Annotated in this window: 14 protein-coding genes; 13 read left to right on the forward strand and 1 reads right to left on the reverse strand. The window is 64.3% G+C overall.

All coding sequences use genetic code 11. The features are described 5' to 3' along the window. Positions 1–201 precede the first annotated feature (201 nt). From QZ634_RS18090 to QZ634_RS18120, 7 genes are all read left to right on the forward strand, one after another. Positions 202–1,080, forward strand: a complete 879-nt coding sequence (locus QZ634_RS18090) for a DMT family transporter (RefSeq protein ID WP_291990842.1) — start codon at positions 202–204, stop codon at positions 1,078–1,080. After that, complete coding sequence (locus QZ634_RS18095; RefSeq protein WP_291990844.1) at positions 1,077–1,955, forward strand: methylated-DNA--[protein]-cysteine S-methyltransferase; 879 nt, start codon at positions 1,077–1,079, stop codon at positions 1,953–1,955. The genes QZ634_RS18090 and QZ634_RS18095 overlap by 4 nt, the downstream gene beginning before the upstream one ends. 135 nt (positions 1,956–2,090) lie before the next feature. After that, the gene (locus QZ634_RS18100; protein WP_291990846.1) at positions 2,091–3,722 is read left to right on the forward strand and encodes an acyl-CoA ligase (AMP-forming), exosortase A system-associated; all 1,632 of its coding nucleotides are present in this window, start codon (positions 2,091–2,093) and stop codon (positions 3,720–3,722) included. After that, the gene (locus QZ634_RS18105) at positions 3,719–4,963 is read left to right on the forward strand and encodes a pyridoxal-dependent decarboxylase, exosortase A system-associated (protein ID WP_291990848.1); all 1,245 of its coding nucleotides are present in this window, start codon (positions 3,719–3,721) and stop codon (positions 4,961–4,963) included. The genes QZ634_RS18100 and QZ634_RS18105 overlap by 4 nt, the downstream gene beginning before the upstream one ends. Positions 4,964–5,105: 142 nt before the next feature. Further along, the gene (locus QZ634_RS18110) at positions 5,106–6,287 is read left to right on the forward strand and encodes a DegT/DnrJ/EryC1/StrS family aminotransferase (RefSeq protein ID WP_291990850.1); all 1,182 of its coding nucleotides are present in this window, start codon (positions 5,106–5,108) and stop codon (positions 6,285–6,287) included. A gap of 46 nt (positions 6,288–6,333) precedes the next feature. Beyond that, positions 6,334–7,401 carry a GNAT family N-acetyltransferase gene (locus QZ634_RS18115; protein ID WP_291990852.1) on the forward strand — a complete coding sequence of 356 codons (1,068 nt, stop codon included), beginning with the start codon at positions 6,334–6,336 and terminating at the stop codon, positions 7,399–7,401. Positions 7,402–7,564: 163 nt separating this feature from the next. Next, complete coding sequence (locus QZ634_RS18120) at positions 7,565–8,728, forward strand: response regulator (protein WP_291990854.1); 1,164 nt, start codon at positions 7,565–7,567, stop codon at positions 8,726–8,728. Positions 8,729–8,762: 34 nt separating this feature from the next. Here the strand turns inward: QZ634_RS18120 and QZ634_RS18125 are convergent, their stop codons facing one another. Beyond that, positions 8,763–10,016, reverse strand: a complete 1,254-nt coding sequence (locus tag QZ634_RS18125; RefSeq protein ID WP_291990856.1) for an HD-GYP domain-containing protein — start codon at positions 10,014–10,016, stop codon at positions 8,763–8,765. 327 nt (positions 10,017–10,343) lie between these two features. Between QZ634_RS18125 and QZ634_RS18130 the strand changes: the two genes are divergently transcribed. From QZ634_RS18130 to QZ634_RS18155, 6 genes are all read left to right on the forward strand, one after another. Further along, positions 10,344–11,657: an HD domain-containing phosphohydrolase gene (locus QZ634_RS18130; RefSeq protein ID WP_291990858.1), complete on the forward strand. Its 1,314-nt coding sequence runs from the start codon at positions 10,344–10,346 to the stop codon at positions 11,655–11,657. A 20-nt stretch (positions 11,658–11,677) separates the two neighbouring features. Further along, positions 11,678–12,244 carry a response regulator gene (locus tag QZ634_RS18135; RefSeq protein WP_291990860.1) on the forward strand — a complete coding sequence of 189 codons (567 nt, stop codon included), beginning with the start codon at positions 11,678–11,680 and terminating at the stop codon, positions 12,242–12,244. 296 nt (positions 12,245–12,540) lie between these two features. After that, complete coding sequence (locus QZ634_RS18140; RefSeq protein WP_291990862.1) at positions 12,541–13,746, forward strand: ATP-binding protein; 1,206 nt, start codon at positions 12,541–12,543, stop codon at positions 13,744–13,746. A 127-nt stretch (positions 13,747–13,873) separates the two neighbouring features. Then, positions 13,874–14,242 (forward strand): response regulator, encoded by a 369-nt coding sequence (locus QZ634_RS18145; protein ID WP_291990865.1) that lies wholly within the window; start codon positions 13,874–13,876, stop codon positions 14,240–14,242. Next, on the forward strand, positions 14,239–14,850 hold the full coding sequence (locus tag QZ634_RS18150) for a chemotaxis protein CheC (protein ID WP_291990867.1): 612 nt from the start codon (positions 14,239–14,241) through the stop codon (positions 14,848–14,850). Before QZ634_RS18145 ends, QZ634_RS18150 begins: the two co-directional genes overlap by 4 nt. Beyond that, positions 14,851–16,170 carry an ATP-binding protein gene (locus tag QZ634_RS18155; protein ID WP_291990868.1) on the forward strand — a complete coding sequence of 440 codons (1,320 nt, stop codon included), beginning with the start codon at positions 14,851–14,853 and terminating at the stop codon, positions 16,168–16,170. Positions 16,171–16,176 lie beyond the last annotated feature (6 nt).

Here is a 16,176-nt window from a genome sequence, read left to right on the forward strand (position 1 = left end):
GGCGGCAGGTAAGCCGCGCGCCTGCCCCGTCCGTTGGCGCCCGAGCCCACTGCCGCTGGTGCGTTCACCCAGCGTCGACGATTGGCGCCCGAGCCACGGCCGCGGCTGCGTACCATCGCCAGAATGCGCAAGAATCGGGTGGCCGGGGAGCGCTGCCGAGACGACAATCGCAGCCTATCACCCCCCATACGAAAGGCTGTCATGACTGCTGCCAGCATCACCCGACTGTTCCTGCTCGCTGCGATCTGGGGCGCCTCTTTTCTGTTCATGCGCGTCAGCGTCGCCGCTTTCGGACCCGTCGCGCTGATCACCTTTCGCGTCGGCATTGCCGCGGTATTTCTCTGGCTGGTCGCCCGCGTCCTCAAGCAATCCCTGGAAATGGGTCGCAAGTGGAAGTACTTCCTGAGCATTGGCGTCCTCAACTCGGCGCTCCCCTTCCTTCTTTTCGCCTACGCGGCGCAATCGCTCCCGGCGTCGCTGCTGGCCATTCTCAACGCCACCTCGCCGCTCTTCGGAGCGGCGATCGGGACGCTCTGGCTGAGCGTTCCGCTGACCGGCGCCGTCGCCCTCGGTCTGGGCTGCGGCCTGGCCGGGGTCAGCGTCCTCGTTGGCCAGAACCTCGCGCTGGCCGGTAGTGCCGAGTGGCCAGCGGTCGCCGCCGGGCTGCTCGCGCCGCTCTCCTACAGCCTGGCGAGCATCTACACCAAGGCCCACCCCGGCCTGGCAACACCCTTCGCCAACGCCCACGGCAGCATGTGGATGGCCACGCTGGTACTGCTGCCGATGTTTCTTCTTGCCCCGGTCCGGCATGCGCCGGACGGCGGCGACTGGGCAGCCGTGTCGCTACTGGCCATCGTCTGCACCGGTGCCGCCTACCTGCTCTACTTTCGCCTGATCGAAGACGTCGGCCCGACGCGCGCGCTTTCGGTGACCTTTCTGATTCCCGTCTTCGGCGTCCTCTGGGCTGCGCTGTTCCTCGACGAAGCGGTCGGCTGGCACACCCTGATCGGCGGCGCACTGATCCTCACCGGCATCGCGCTGACCGCCGGCCTGCTCGGCCCGCGCGGCCAAACGGAATGAACGAGCTCGCTGCCCGCTGTCGTGCCTACGACACGGTCGCCCGGGCGATTCGCTTCGTCAGGGAGCGCAGGCCCTGTCAGCCCACGCTGCAGGAGGTCGCCGCGCACGTCGGCCTGAGCCATTTTCATCTGCAGCGCCTGTTCAGTGTCTGGGTCGGCATCTCGCCGAAGCGCTTCCTGCAATACCTGACCACCGAACACGCCCGCTCGCTGTTGCGTGGCGAGTACGACGTCCTCGCCGCAGCGCACGCGGCAGGGCTCTCCGGACCCGGCCGGCTCCATGATCTGATGGTCGCCTGCGACGCGGCAACGCCGGGCGAGGTGCGCTCGCTGGGCGCAGGGCTGCTGATCACCTATGGCTTCGGACCGACGCCGTTCGGCTGGGTCATTGCCGGCACTACCCCGCGCGGGCTGTGCCATCTGCAGTTCGTGAACGCCAATGACCATCTCGACGCCGGCGACGCCAGCGACGCCGCACGGCAACTGCAAGCCGACTGGCAGCACGCTCGGCTGGTCCGCGACGACGCGGCACTGGCCACGAGCATCGCCCGCGCCTTCGCTCGGAGCAGCCAGGGACAAGCGCTCCACGTCCTGCTCAAGGGCACGAATTTCCAGCTCAAGGTGTGGCAGGCGCTGATCAACGTCGCCCCCGGGGAAGTCGTCTCGTACGGCGAATTGGCGGCGCGTATCGAGCACCCGCGCGCACAACGCGCGGTCGGTTCGGCGCTCGCACGCAACCGTATCGCGGTGCTGATTCCTTGCCATCGCGTCATTCGCGAGAATGGCGAGATCGGCAGTTATCGCTGGGGAGGCGACCGAAAACAGGCGCTGCTGGCCGCCGAAGCGGCGTGCACCGTCGCCCATGCCGGCCCATGAACACTCGCGACCGGTCAGCGAACGGCGCCCACGGCGAGCACCGCATTCTCTCGTCAACGGCAAATAATTTCACAGTCGAAACGCCGCTTGTCGTTAGAATCGGGACCTTCTCCATAGTCACTTCGCGCCAGAAAAATGACTGATGCAAGCCTGCTCGCCGAACTGATCAGCCACTCCGCCACGCGCAATCCGGACGCCATCGCGCTCAGCTACGGCAAGCAGTCGATGCGCTACGGCGAGCTGCAACAGTCGATCGACGGCCTCGTCGCCGGCCTCGTCGGCCTCGGACTGCAGCGCGGCGAGCGCATCGCGATCTACCTGGAAAAGCGCTTCGAAACGGTCGTCGCCAGTTTCGGCGCGACCGCCGCCGGTTGCGTCTTCGTGCCGCTCAATCCACTGCTCAAGGCCGACCAGGTGGCCTACATCATGCGTGACTGCAATGTCCGCGCGCTGCTCACCTCCAGCGAACGTCTGTCGCTGCTCGCCCCCGTGCTGTCATCGTGCCACGATCTGCGCCACGTGCTGGTGACCGGCAGCGAGCCGCCGCCCGCCGCTGACGGTCCGCTCGCTTACCTGCGCTGGGACGACCTGCTGCATGCCGGCGGCCAGAGTGGTCACCGGGTGATCGACACCGACATGGCGGCGATCCTGTACACCTCGGGCAGCACCGGCAAGCCGAAAGGCGTCGTTCTCTCGCACCGCAATATGGTCGCCGGCGCCAAGAGCGTCGCCAGCTACCTCGAAAACACGGCCGACGACACGCTGCTGGCCGCCCTGCCGCTGTCGTTCGATGCCGGTTTCAGCCAGCTGACCACCGCTTTCCACGCCGGTGCGCGCGTCGTCCTGCTCAACTACCTGTTGCCGCGCGACGTGCTCAAGGCGCTGGCGCGCGAACAGGTGACCGGGCTGACCGCGGTACCGCCGCTCTATATTCAGCTCGCGGAACTGGAATGGCCAGCGGCGATCAGCGAGCACCTGCGGTATTTTGCCAATACCGGCGGGCGCATGCCGCGCGAAACGCTGGCCAGCCTGCGCCGCCACCTGCCGGCCAGCAAACCCTATCTGATGTACGGTCTCACCGAAGCCTTTCGCTCGACCTACCTGCCGCCGGACGAAGTCGACCGGCGCCCCGATTCGATCGGCAAGGCGATCCCCAACGCCGAGATACTGGTGCTGCGCGAAGACGGCTCGCCGTGCGCCGCGCACGAACCCGGCGAACTGGTGCACCGCGGTGCGCTGGTCGGCATGGGCTACTGGAACGACCACGAAAAGACGGCCGAACGCTACAAACCGCTGCCCGCCACCACACCGGGTCGCGATGCCGGCCTGGTGCTCCCGGAAATTGCCGTCTTCTCGGGTGATACGGTGCGCAGCGACGAGGAAGGTTTTCTCTACTTCATCGGTCGTCGCGATGAAATGATGAAGACCTCGGGCTACCGGGTGAGCCCGACCGAAGTCGAAGAAGTCCTCTACGCGACCCGGTTGGTCGGTGAATGCGTCGCTTTCGGCGTCGACCACCCGACGCTCGGCCAGGCCATCCAGGTCATCGCCACGCCCGCCTCGGGCAGCGCTCTGGACAGCGCCGAACTGCTCGCCGAGTGCCGCCGCCGGATGCCCGCCTACATGGTACCGGCGGCGGTCACCGTGCATCCCGGGGCTCTGCCGCGCAATCCCAACGGCAAGATCGATCGAAAATTGCTGGCTGACGAGTTCCTCGCCAGGCAGCGCGATGCGACCGCAGCAGCGCAAGCAAAGGAGCACCGGTGAACGAAGTGCAACGCAGCTTCCCCAGCCACGCAGCCATGGACCAGTTCCCGGTTGCCGACGGTGAACTCGTCGTCGGCGGCATGGCGCTGACCCGACTCGCCGCGCGCGTCGGACAAACCCCCTTCTACGCCTACGACCGCAGCCTGCTGACGCGGCGGGTTGGCGAGCTGCGCGCCCTCCTTCCGCCAGCACTGAAACTGCACTATGCGATGAAAGCCAACCCGATGCCGGCGCTGGTCTGCCACATGGCAGGACTGGTCGACGGCATCGACGTCGCCTCTGCCGGCGAGTTGAAGGTCGCCCTCGACGCCGGCGCAAATCCGCGCGATATCAGCTTCGCCGGGCCGGGAAAACAAGGCGCGGAGTTGCGCCAGGCCGTCGCCGCCGGCATCCTGATCAACGTTGAATCGTTCCGTGAAGTCGCCGAACTGGCAGCCATCAGCGCACAGACGGGCAACAAGGCGCGCATCGCAGTTCGTGTGAACCCCGACTTCGAACTGAAGAGCTCGGGAATGAAGATGGGCGGCGGTGCCAAGCAATTCGGCGTCGACGCCGAGCAGGTGCCGGCGCTGCTCACCGAGATCGGCCGCGCCGGGCTGTCCTTCGAGGGCTTCCACCTCTTTGCCGGCTCACAGAATCTCAAGCCGGAAGCGATCGTCGAGGCGCAGAGCAAAAGTTTCGACCTCGCCCTGCGCCTGGCTCGGGAAGCGCCCTCGCCGGTTCGTTTCCTCAACCTTGGTGGCGGCTTCGGCATCCCCTACTTCCCCGGGGAAAAGCACCTTGACCTGGCACCGATTGGCGCCGGGCTGGCGACGATCACCCAACGCGCGGCGAAGGAACTCCCACAAGCCGAACTGGTAATTGAACTGGGGCGCTACCTGGTCGGCGAAGCGGGCATCTACGTCAGTCGCATCGTCGACCGCAAGATCTCGCGCGGCCACTGTTTCCTGGTCACTGACGGCGGTCTGCACCACCATCTGTCGGCGTCGGGCAATTTCGGCCAGGTCATCCGCAAGAACTACCCGGTCGCCATTGGCAACCGGATGGCGCCGGGCGAGCGTGAAATGGTTTCCGTCGTCGGCCCGCTGTGCACGCCGCTCGACCTGCTCGCCGACCGGATGGAACTGGCCGTCGCCGAAGCGGGGGATCTGGTGGTGATCTTTCAATCCGGCGCCTACGGCGCCAGCGCCAGTCCGCAGGCCTTTCTCGGCCATCCCGCCTGCCTCGAGACCATGGTTTGAGAGCAGCAGGGCTTGCCTGGCTGCAGACGACGACCTCGGTCGCTGCGCCGTTGATTGCGCCAGCAGGTGCGCAGCGGTACGCCCGGCAAGCTTCGCCGCCAGCCCCTTGCCCAGCCAACAAAGAGAATAGACCCGACGCGCAATGAAACCAACTGCCACAGAACGTTCGCCGCTGCCACGCAGCCCGGTCCTCGACTGGTCCAGCTTTGCCGGGAAGCCGACGTCGGCGGGCGTCAGCAGCATCGACGACCTCCGGCACAAGGTGACGACCACCAGCGGGCGCGCGGCCATCTATCACGCCCTGCTGCAACTGCGCCTGCCACCCGGAAGCCTGGTCCTGGCACCCAGCTACCACTGCCCGACGATGATCGCACCGGCAATCCTGGCCGGCCTTGAAGTCGGCTATTTTGCCATTCGTGCCGACGGACTACCCCATCTGAACAGCGTGGACGCGGCCACCGCAGGCAGGGCCAAGGCGATGATCGTTTCGCACTACTTCGGTCTGGCGCGATCACTGGCCGAAGTCCGGCAGTGGTGCGATGAGCATCGGATCGCGCTCATCGAAGACTGCGCGCACAGCTACTTCGGCGACGCCGGCGAAAGGCCAGTGGGCACCTGGGGGGACTTCTCCACGGCCAGCCTGTCCAAGTTCTTTCCGGTTCCCGAAGGCGGCGTACTGGCCTCCGCCGGGCAAGCCCTCACCCCCCTGCCCCTTTCTGCCCCGGGCTTCAAGGCACAACTCAAGGGCTGCGTCGACGTCCTTGAGATCGCCGTCCGGCACGGGCGCCTTGCCGGCCTCAATCGCCTGCTGGCAAGCATCTTCCGACTCAAGAACGCGCTCGGGCAGCACAAGGCAACGGGCGGCGGCGAAGAGGCCTCGGCCCTGGCCCGAATGATGCAGAGCTGTGACATGGAACGTATCTCGCAAGCGCCATTATGGGCAGCGCTGGCGCTGAAAGCGACCTTGCCGCGTGGCCCGATCATTGCGCGACGGCGGCAGAACTTTGCCATCTATGCCCGACACTTTGCGCAGGTACGCGGTGCGCGAGCGCTCCTTCCCCCGCTGGATGCCGACGCCATACCCTACGTTTTCCCCTTGTGGGTCGAAGAGCCCGATCGCATCTACCATGCGCTGCGCGCACAGGAATTCCCGGTCTTTCGCTGGGACAACCTCTGGCCCGGGACACCACAGCTACGCGATGATGTCGGCCCCGAATGGAGCCATCACGTCCTGCAACTGCTGTGCCATCAGAACCTAGACGACAGCGATGTCACCAACACGGCGCTGGCGACCCTGAGCTTGCTGGCCAACCCGCAAGCCTAGGCAAACGCTTTCGCCGCGTCGAACAACCACGGAAAGACGCCCGATCATGTCAACAACTGCTTCTCTGCTCTGGAAGAATCTGCCCGCCGCGGCACTGCTGCAGAGCCCCGACCTTCAGGCTGATTGGAACCGCCTCAACGCCGCCCGCGGTGACCTGCCTTTTCTGACCGCGGAGGCGATGATCGCCGCGCTCGACAACTTCGCCGATGGCCAGGAAAGACTTCTCGTCGGCCGGGACGCTTCCTCGATCGTCGCCCTGTTTCTTCTCGTGCCGACCGGGAAATACAAGTGGAGTACGTTTCAGGCGTCGCAGATCCCGCTCGGGGCCTGGGTGGCTGAAACCCAGCTGCACCTGCCGGATCTCGCCCGCAGCCTGAGCCGAGGGCCGCTTGGCTTTTGCCTCGCTCTGTCCGTCACCCAGATCGATCCACTGTTTGCGCCACGTGGCGACGACGGTGCGGACAGCGAAAACAGTGACTACATCGAAACCGGCTGGATCGACCTGCTCGGCAACTTCGACGACTACTGGAACGCACGCGGCAAGAACCTGCGCCAGAACATGCGCAAGCAACGCAACAAACTGGCCAACGAAGGCATCGTCGGGCAACTGCGCGCCTGGACCTCGCCAGCCGACATCGACGGCGCCATCGAGCGCTACGGTGTATTGGAGAGTGCCGGCTGGAAGGCCGCTCAAGGCACGGCGATCCACCGCGACAATGCCCAGGGTCGCTTCTATGGCGCCCTGCTGAATGCCGCCGCCGCGCGCGGCGAGGCCGTGGTCTATGAGTATCTCTTCGACGATCGGGTCGTCGCCTCCAACCTCTGCCTGCGCCGCAAGGGGACGCTGGTCGTCCTCAAGACAACCTACGATGAGAGCATCCAGTCCTACTCACCGGCCTTCCTGCTTTGTCAGGACGAGATGGAACAACTCTATGCGGAAAAGGCAATCGAGCGGCTGGAGTACTATGGTCGCCTGATGGACTGGCACACCAAATGGACGGCAAACAAGCGCACCATCTACCATCTGACGCTCTACCGCTGGCCGCTGCTCAAGGCGCTTGCCGGATGGCGCCGTCGTCGCACCGCAGGCGTCGCCGCCGCGAAACACGCTTAGCACACCTTGTACGCCGCGCCGCCGCCACGCGCTGTACCAACGCAGCCACTCTTCGTGCGTCCGGGCGAGAATCTGTGAGACGATAACCGGCAAGGACGCACACGATCGCACTGCCTGTCGTGGATAGAATCGGCCTCGGCCGACAATCGAAAGCGAGCGCACCATGGACCTGAGTTTCGATGAGTTGTCCAAGCCCGTCCGCCACCTGCTGCTGGTCGACGACGAGGAAAGCATCCTGCGCTCCCTGCGCCGCATGCTGCGTCGCGATGGCTATGTCATTCATGTCGCCCTCGGCGGTGAGGAAGGGCTGGCCGTCCTGGAGCGGGAACCGGTCGGGGTGATCGTCACCGACCAACGCATGCCGGGGATGACCGGCTCGCAGTTCCTGAGCAAGGTCAAGGAGAAGTATCCGGACACCATCCGCATCGTCCTCTCCGGTTACACCGAGCTGAACTCGATCACCGACGCGATCAACAGCGGCGCCATCTACAAGTTCCTGACCAAGCCCTGGGATGACGAGCTTCTGCGCGAGCACCTTGCGGACGCCTTCGAGCACTACGAACTGAAGAACGAGAACGCCCGCGTTTCGATGCTGAACCGAGCCATCATCGACGCCATTCCGGACGCCCTGCTGCTCGTCGATGTGCGCCGGCGCGTGATCGTCACCGCCAACTCCGCAGCCAGCACGCTGCTCGGCTACGCAGCGCCGGGATCGGCCGGGTCACCGGAGCTGGCCGGCACGGCAATCGGCGAAATCGAGCTCCTGCCGGTAGACCTGTGCTACTGGGACGAAATCGCCGACGGCACTTTCCGGCCGCTACACGGGCTTGAAACCGAATATCAGCATCGCGACGGGAGCCTTCTCCCGGTGCGCAAGTCGACCTCGAACGCCGCCGATGGCCAACACCCGTACGTGCTCGTGCTGGCGCATGACCTGCGCCACGAACGGACCATCGAGTCGTCACTGGAAAGACTGAACGCCGAGATGGCGTCGGTTCTCGAGGCAACATCGGAGGGTTTGCTGGTCCTCGATGCCGGACACCGGCTGGCGCACATCAATCGCCGGCTAAAAAACCTCTGGTCGCTGCCTGAAGACCTGCTCTCAGCCACCGGCGGCGAGGCCATCCTGCGCTGGATTGCTGCCCAGGCGACGACACCGGTCGAGACAACGGCCGAGCTTTTCGCCCATTTCCTTGCCCCGGCCGCTCGCCTCAGCGGCATTTTTGAGCGACAGAACGGGGCAAGCTGCCACTGGCACGCGTCCCCGCAACTACGCGATGACGAAGTGATTGGCCATATTTTCTGCTTCGCGGTCGCTCCGCCGTAGGTCCGCGAAGGGAGAATGAAGCCTCCCGACGACGCTAGTCAACACGCGCATCATCACCGAAAAAGTACGCCACGCGCTTTCGCGGACTGAGATACTCGTGCACCGGCGGTGGCAGGTTGACTGCCCGCAAGGCTTTACTGATGCTGATCTGCGGCACCTCCTCAAGGTCGAGGATAAGCGCCTCTGCCTTCGGGATCTGCGGGTCGTAAACCAGGAGCATGGGCCGCAAGGGCCGCGCCGCATTCACCGAGATGACCAACGCCGTCTCGCCGCTGGAAAGCTGCACGATGCTTCCGGGCGGGTACACGCCGAGAACGTGCACCAGCTTGGCGAGCATGGCGCCGTCAAACCAGTTCCGCTTCCTGGCGAACATCGTGGACAGCGCCTCGTAGGGAGTGACGACCGCCGCGGCCTGGGCCGGATTACACAGATGATCATAGTGATTGACAATGGCAATAACCCGCGCCACCTGGCCTATTTTCTCGCCCGACAGGCGATTGGGGTAACCCGAGCCGTCCAGATGTTCGTGATGCTGGAGGATGGCGAGGGCCACTTCCTGCGGCAAGCCGCTGCGTAGCGCCAGCTTGGCGCCAGCTTCGCAATGGTGGCGCAGAAGCGCTTCTTCCGCCACCGTCAAGGCTTCGCTCTTGAGGCGCACCCGGGGCGCCAGCTCGGCCATGCCCACATCGTGAAAAATGGCGGCCACCCCGATCGTCTGCAAGGCCTCGGCGTCGAGTTCCATGGCCTTGCCGAGAATCAGCGCCAGGACCGCGACGTTGAGTGAGTGGTAATAGACCTCGTCGCCTGCGCCCTTGTCACCGAGCAGATGAACCATCGTCGCGCCGTTGCCGAGCAGCGATTCGGCAATTCCAGCAATCAGCGTGCCGATCTGTTCGATCGCCTTGCCGGGTTCGGAACGGAACTGCCGGGTCGCTTGACGAGTACTGCGCGCGGCGGCTGCAGCCTCCTTTTCCGCGTTGGCAATGCTCGAACGCAGGACGCGATTGCGCTCACTCCGCAGGTCCTGGTCGGTTCGCGTCACCACCTCGGGCGCTGTCTCCGGGGTAACCACAGGCGGCACTTGCGGCGGCTCGGCCTCGACTGGAAAAACGGGACCCTTGCCCCGCGCGGGATCGATCCTGATCCTGTCGAGACCCAGACCGCGCAGGGTCGCCAACTGATCATCGCTTTGAATGAGGAAGCTGCTGAAGCTGAAGGGATGCTGGAGCCACGACAGGTCGAGGATCACGAACATGCCGATAGCAAGCTGCTCAGGTTCTACGAACACGCGCTCGTCCATATGAGATTGGCCCTCACCCAGATGGTACGAACGATACTCCCTCGGAGCCTGGCTGAGAAAACTATTGTCGATTGCGCGGCGCGAACGCAATCAGCCATTGGCAAGACAGAGTCGTCGCATGGTGCGGCGAGAGGGTCACGCAGGAGGTACAAAAAAGACCTCGCCAACGCGCTCAGCCGCGTCCGGAATGAGGTAGAGTACCGCGTTGAAGAACGCAACCAGACGGCCTTCTGCCGGAACGGGGCCGCATCGGCGCACAGTTTGCTCCGCCCTTCCTCGACCAGCGGGCCAAGGCCCAGGTGCTCTAGCGCGACAATGACCGAACAGACCTCGCCCCCCCAGACACTGCTCCTGGTCGACGACGAACCGTCGATCCTCAGCGCCTTGCGGCGACTCTTCCGCCCCTGCGGCTATCGCATCCTGACCTCCGAAAGTGGCGCCGGAGGACTCGAACTGCTGGCCAAGGAAGACGTCGACCTGGTGATTTCCGACATGCGCATGCCGGAAATGGATGGCGCCCAGTTCCTGGAACAGGTGCGTACCGGCTGGCCGCGCATCATCCGCATTCTCCTGACCGGCTACGCCGACATCGGCTCGACCGTCAACGCCATCAACAAGGGCGAGATCTACCGCTACGTTTCCAAGCCCTGGGACGACAACGATATCGTGCTGATGGTGCGTGACGCTCTGCAAAGCCAGCGTCTGCGGAGTGAAAACGCGCGTCTGCTGGCCTTGACCCAGAACCAGAACGAAGAACTCAAAGCGCTCAACAGCAGCCTCGAGGCGCGGGTCCAGGAACGCACCGCAGAACTTGAGCAGGTCAATGGCTTCCTCAACCTTGCCAACGACACGCTCAAGCAGAGTTTCCTGGTTTCGATCAAGGTCTTCTCGACGCTCCTCGAACTGCGCGAGGGGTCGGCCGGCGGACACGCCCGCCGCGTCGCCGACCTGTCGCGCAAACTGGCCATCCAGTTGGAACTGGACGCCAAGGCGCAGCAGGATATTTTCATCGCCGGCCTCCTCCACGACATCGGCAAGATCGGCTTCTCCGACGCCATGTTCGCCAAACCGGTCCCCAAATTGACTTCGGAAGAGTTGTCACGTTACCGCAAGCACAGCGTCGCGGGGGCCAGCGCGCTGCTGCCACTCGCCGATCTGAAAAGCGCCGCGGACCTGATCCGCGCGCACCACGAGCGTTTCGACGGGCAGGGTTTTCCCGATGCCCTGCAGGGCCTTGGCATCCCGCTTGGCGCGCGCATATTGGCCGTAGCCAACGACTACGATGGCTTGCAGATCGGCACGCTGTCGGAAAAGCGCTTCAGTGCCGACGACGCCAGGATGCTGTTGGTCAAATCGCGAGGCAAACGCTATTGCCCGGCGGTCGTCGACGCCCTGGTCGAACTTCTTGGCCGACCGCGGGACGAAGCCGGACAGGAGAAAGAGGTTCCGGTCGACCAGCTCAAGATCGGCATGGTCCTCGCCCGCGATCTCCTCGCCCGTGACGGAACCTTGCTGCTGGCTACCGACTACGTTCTCGACGCCAACCTGGTGCGCGAGATCCAGGCCTACGCCAAACGGGAAAGCCTGCCCCTGGTACTGCACGTCCGTAACCATAGCAAGCAGCGTTAGCTTCCGGGAGGAGCTTAGCAATGCCTCGTATCCTGATCGTCGACGACGAAGACAACATCCTCAAATCATTGCGGCGTCTGCTCGCCATGACCCCATGCACGGCGGGCGGCAAGGTATACCCGCTGATTGTGGATACCTGCGCTGACCCGCTCCAGGCCCTGGAAAACGCTTTCGGCACACCTTACGACCTGGTGCTTTCCGACTTCCGCATGCCGGGCATGGACGGCGTCGCCTTTCTCAAGGAGTTCCGCGAGCTGCAACCGAATGCAGCCCGCCTGATCCTGTCCGGCTACGCCGACCTCAATGGGCTGATCGCGGCGATCAATGAAGCAGGCATCCTGCGCTTCATTGCCAAGCCGTGGAACGACTACGAACTGGTGACGACGATCGCCCAAGCCCTGGCCTTGCAGGGGCTGCAGAACGAAACCCAGAAAATCGCCGACGAAGCGCGACTGCAGCAGGGCCGGCTCAGCCCGGAGGACTTCGAACGCCAGCGCCTGGAAGCACTCGAACCCGGCATCACCCGCGTGCATTGGGGGCCCGACGGTTCGGTGATGCTCGACCCCGACGCGTTGAACAAGGATTGAGGCTCCCACTCGCTCGCCGCGACGCCAGCAGCCACGTGCCCCTGGATGGACGCCTGCGGCGTCTTTGCCGTGCCGCCGGGCGCCAGCCATTGCTCCCTCCCGCTGGCCAGCGCAAATGGCGGCGCAGGCTCGTCGCCGCGGCTTCCGAAAGTGCACAGGCGCGCGCGATTAGGGCGTATGGTGCGGGTTCACGGTCGGCACGATGCGAGCTGACGAATTTCAGTGCGCGGCGATGAGCCCAGTCCGGCCGCCGCAAGCCTGGCGAAGGGGGCAATGAGGTCGCAGTGGGCGGATCGGTGAGCGTTGCGGACCAGAACCGGTCATTTCTGGCCTTGCTTGCGGCGAGGGACAGCGAGGATCTTGGCCTTGCGCTGAGCGCGTTGCTAGGCTCTCCGGTGGCTGTGGAGGATCTCTCCGGAAGCGTGATTTTCGGCAGACCTGACCTGCCTGCGCAGGGCCGCGTGGCGCTGCGTCTCGAACAGCAGCCGATCGGCTATCTGCAAGCGCCACTGGCCGAGCCGGCGCTGTGCAACGCCGCCGCGCGACTGATCGAAACGCTGTTGCGCGCGCTTGCGCGTTGCCTGATCGAAGCAGCCGCACCGACCGCCGAAAAGCAAGCGCCGGCTCAACCAGAGCCGCCGCAAGAGACCGCGCCGGAGGACTTGCAGGCGCAATACAAAGCGCTTTCCGAGCAGTTCGACGCCCGTGTCGCGGCCGAGGTGAAACTGAGCGACGAGCGGCAGCGCCAGTCCTATCAGGCAGAGCGCCTGGCGTCTGTGGGTGCCCTCGCTGCAGGCGTCGCGCACGAAATCAACAATCCGATCGCCTTCGTGCGCAGCAACCTGAGCACCGCCGAGACCTACCTCGTCAAGCTGGACGATCTCGCCACGGCGGTCAAGGACCTGCCGGGTGGCGAAGCGATCCTGGCCAGCACGGACACCGAGTTCACGCTCGAGGATTTTTCTGCGCTGCTGCGGGACAGTATCGCCGGCGTCGATCGGGTGGCGCGCATCGTCAACGACCTCAAGGGCTTCTCGAACGTCGACAAGCCGCAGGAGGACGTTGTCGATATCAACGCCCTGCTCAGTACCGCGTGCAAAATGGCCGAAAAGAAGCTGCCATCTGGCGCGACTCTGATCTGCGAGTTGGGTGAACTGAAACCTCTGCTGTGCCTTCCCGGGCATCTTTCGCAAGCCTTTCTGGCGGTACTCAGTAACGCCGCGCAAGCCATCGAAGGCAAGGGAGGCGAAGGTGAGTTGCGCGTCAGCAGCCGCTTCGACGGCCGGCAGGTGATCATCGAGGTGCGCGACAACGGCGTTGGCATTGAAGAAAGCGCCCTGCCGCGCGTCTTCGATCCTTTCTATACCACCCGCGCAGTCGGCAAGGGAACGGGTCTGGGGCTGACGGTGGCGCGCGACATCGTGCGCGCCCACGGTGGCGAGATCGAGTTCGACAGCCTTCCGGCCACGGGTACGAAGGTCACCATGACCCTCCCGGATTGACCCAGCGACAGCAGTACAAGGAGCGCAGAGAACTTTCCGCATTCGCGGACGAAGCGCCGGTGCCAGGGCCCGGATGGCGATCAAGTCACCGGGCGAGCAAAGCAAGCGACTATGACAAGGAGGGACGATGTCGGTTTCAGTTCTCGTCGTCGATGATTCGGCGATGGCCCGCAAGATGCTCATTCGAGCGCTGCCTGCCGATTGGGACATCACCATTACGCAAGCCTCGAATGGCGCCGAAGCCCTCGCGCATTACCGCCAGGGAGTGGTCGACGTAATGTTCCTGGATTTGACCATGCCGGAGATGGACGGCTATCAGGTCCTCGAGACTCTCCGCCGCGAAGACCTGAATTGTCTGGTCGTCGTCGTCTCGGCGGACATCCAGGAAGCGGCCCAGGCGCGCGTCCGTGCGATGGGCGCCATCGCCTTCATCAAGAAACCGGTCGATGCCGAACGCATCAAGGCGGTACTCAAGGAATACGGGCTCCTGGTATGACTATCGAGTTCATCAGCGAGGAGCAGCGCGAGGCCTTGCAGGAAGTCGCCAACATCGGCATGGGCCAGGCCGGCGCATCGATTGCCAAGGTTCTGGGCGAGTTTGTCGAACTGTCGGTGCCGCAGATCAGCGCCGTGGACGCCGCCGGGATACCTGCTGCCCTGGTCGCCCTGGCCGGCGACGGCATCGCTTCGGCCGTACGCCAGGCGTTCATTGGCGAGCTGCGTGGCGAGGCGATCGTCATCTTTGCCGAGCACTCGGCAGACGACCTCGCCGCCCTGCTTGCCTACGGCGACGCCCTGGATGGTCCGGCCAGCCGCGAGCTGCTGCTCGACATCAGCAACGTTCTCGTCGGCGCCTGCCTCGGCGGAATTGCCGAACTGCTGCGCACCACGATCGGTTTTTCGGCGCCCTCCCTGCTTGCCGACCAGGTGGCCACCAGCCAACTGCTGCGGGCGAATGAGATTTCCGCGCGCTGCGCGCTGCTCGTGGAAGTGCGCTTTGGAATCGAGAAGCGCGTCTTCCGCTGCCACCTGGTGATGCTCATGCCGGACGACGCGGTTGCCGCCCTGCGGCGGGCGCTTGACCGCTTTGTCGAGGAACTCTGATTGGACACCGCTGCCGACTCCGGCAACTCCTGCGCGCTGCTCGCCTCGCTGGTCGAGCGCCTCGACGTGGGCATATTCGCTGTCGATCGTAGCGGCACGGTGGCGCTGTGGAACAGCTTCATGGCTATCCATAGCGGCAAGTCGAGCACTGATATGCTCGGCCAGAACCTGTTTGCGATGTTTCCCGAATTGCCGCGGCCGTGGCTGGAGAAAAAGCTGGAAAGCGTCTTCGTCCTTGGCAACAACGCGTTCACCCTGTGGGACCTGCGGCCGTATCTGTTTCGCTTCGCGAACAACCGACCGATTACCGGCGGCCTCGCCGAGATGCGCCAGAACGTCACTTTTCTGCCCCTGCGACTGTCTGGCGGCGAGGTGTCGCTGGTCTGCGGCACGCTCTTTGATTACACCGACACCGCGATCGCGCAGGACAAGCTGCACGATGCGATTGCCGCCTTGCACCAGGAAAAGGACGCCCAGGCCCGGCTCATCGCGAAGCTGGAAGCCGCGCAGAACCAGCTCCTGCAATCCGAGAAGATGGCCTCGATCGGCCAGCTCGCTGCGGGTGTCGCGCATGAAATCAACAACCCGGTCGGCTTCGTCAATTCCAACCTGCAGACGCTCAAGAAGTACTGCCAGCAGATGTTGCAGCTGATCGCCGCCTACCAGGGTGCCGAGACGCAGATCGCCGATGTCGAATTGCGCCGGAAAATCAGCGCGCTGACGCAGGCCATGGATGTCGACTTCCTGCAGGAAGACCTGCCCGAGCTGATCAAGGAAAGCGAAGACGGACTGGTGCGCATCAAGAAGATCGTTGAAGACCTGAAGGACTTCTCGCACGTCGATCAAACGGACTGGCAGTATGCCGACCTCAATGCCGGGCTTGACGCGACACTCAACGTGGTATGGAACGAAGTCAAGTACAAGGCCACCGTCGCCAAGAACTACGGCGTCCTGCCGCCTGTCGAGTGCCTCGCCGCCCAGCTCAATCAGGTGTTCATGAACCTGATCATCAACGCCGTGCAGGCGCTGGACGAAAGCAAGGGCATGGGCACGATCACGCTATCGACCGGTCACCACGACGAGTGGGTGTGGGTGGAGGTCCGGGACAACGGTCTTGGGATGAGCGAGGAAACGCGAAAAAGACTCTTCGAGCCCTTCTTCACGACCAAGCCGATAGGCAAGGGGACAGGGCTCGGGATGTCCGTTTCGTACAATATTGTCCAGAAGCATCACGGTCGCATCGAGGTGGACTCCGTACCCGGCGAGGGCACGCGTTTCCGGGTCTGGGTACCGGTGAAACAGGCGCAGGCGATCGATTGAAGACAG

Source organism: Candidatus Accumulibacter sp. ACC007, assembly GCF_907163205.1.
GTDB classification, from domain to species: domain Bacteria; phylum Pseudomonadota; class Gammaproteobacteria; order Burkholderiales; family Rhodocyclaceae; genus Accumulibacter; species Accumulibacter regalis.

Coding starts and splice junctions, on each gene's coding strand:
- QZ634_RS18090 (WP_291990842.1), top strand. CDS start 202: ATGACTGCTGCCAGCATCACCCGACTGTTCCTGCTCGCTGCGATCTGG.
- QZ634_RS18095 (WP_291990844.1), top strand. CDS start 1,077: ATGAACGAGCTCGCTGCCCGCTGTCGTGCCTACGACACGGTCGCCCGG.
- QZ634_RS18100 (WP_291990846.1), top strand. CDS start 2,091: ATGACTGATGCAAGCCTGCTCGCCGAACTGATCAGCCACTCCGCCACG.
- QZ634_RS18110 (WP_291990850.1), top strand. CDS start 5,106: ATGAAACCAACTGCCACAGAACGTTCGCCGCTGCCACGCAGCCCGGTC.
- QZ634_RS18115 (WP_291990852.1), top strand. CDS start 6,334: ATGTCAACAACTGCTTCTCTGCTCTGGAAGAATCTGCCCGCCGCGGCA.
- QZ634_RS18120 (WP_291990854.1), top strand. CDS start 7,565: ATGGACCTGAGTTTCGATGAGTTGTCCAAGCCCGTCCGCCACCTGCTG.
- QZ634_RS18130 (WP_291990858.1), top strand. CDS start 10,344: ATGACCGAACAGACCTCGCCCCCCCAGACACTGCTCCTGGTCGACGAC.
- QZ634_RS18135 (WP_291990860.1), top strand. CDS start 11,678: ATGCCTCGTATCCTGATCGTCGACGACGAAGACAACATCCTCAAATCA.
- QZ634_RS18145 (WP_291990865.1), top strand. CDS start 13,874: ATGTCGGTTTCAGTTCTCGTCGTCGATGATTCGGCGATGGCCCGCAAG.
- QZ634_RS18150 (WP_291990867.1), top strand. CDS start 14,239: ATGACTATCGAGTTCATCAGCGAGGAGCAGCGCGAGGCCTTGCAGGAA.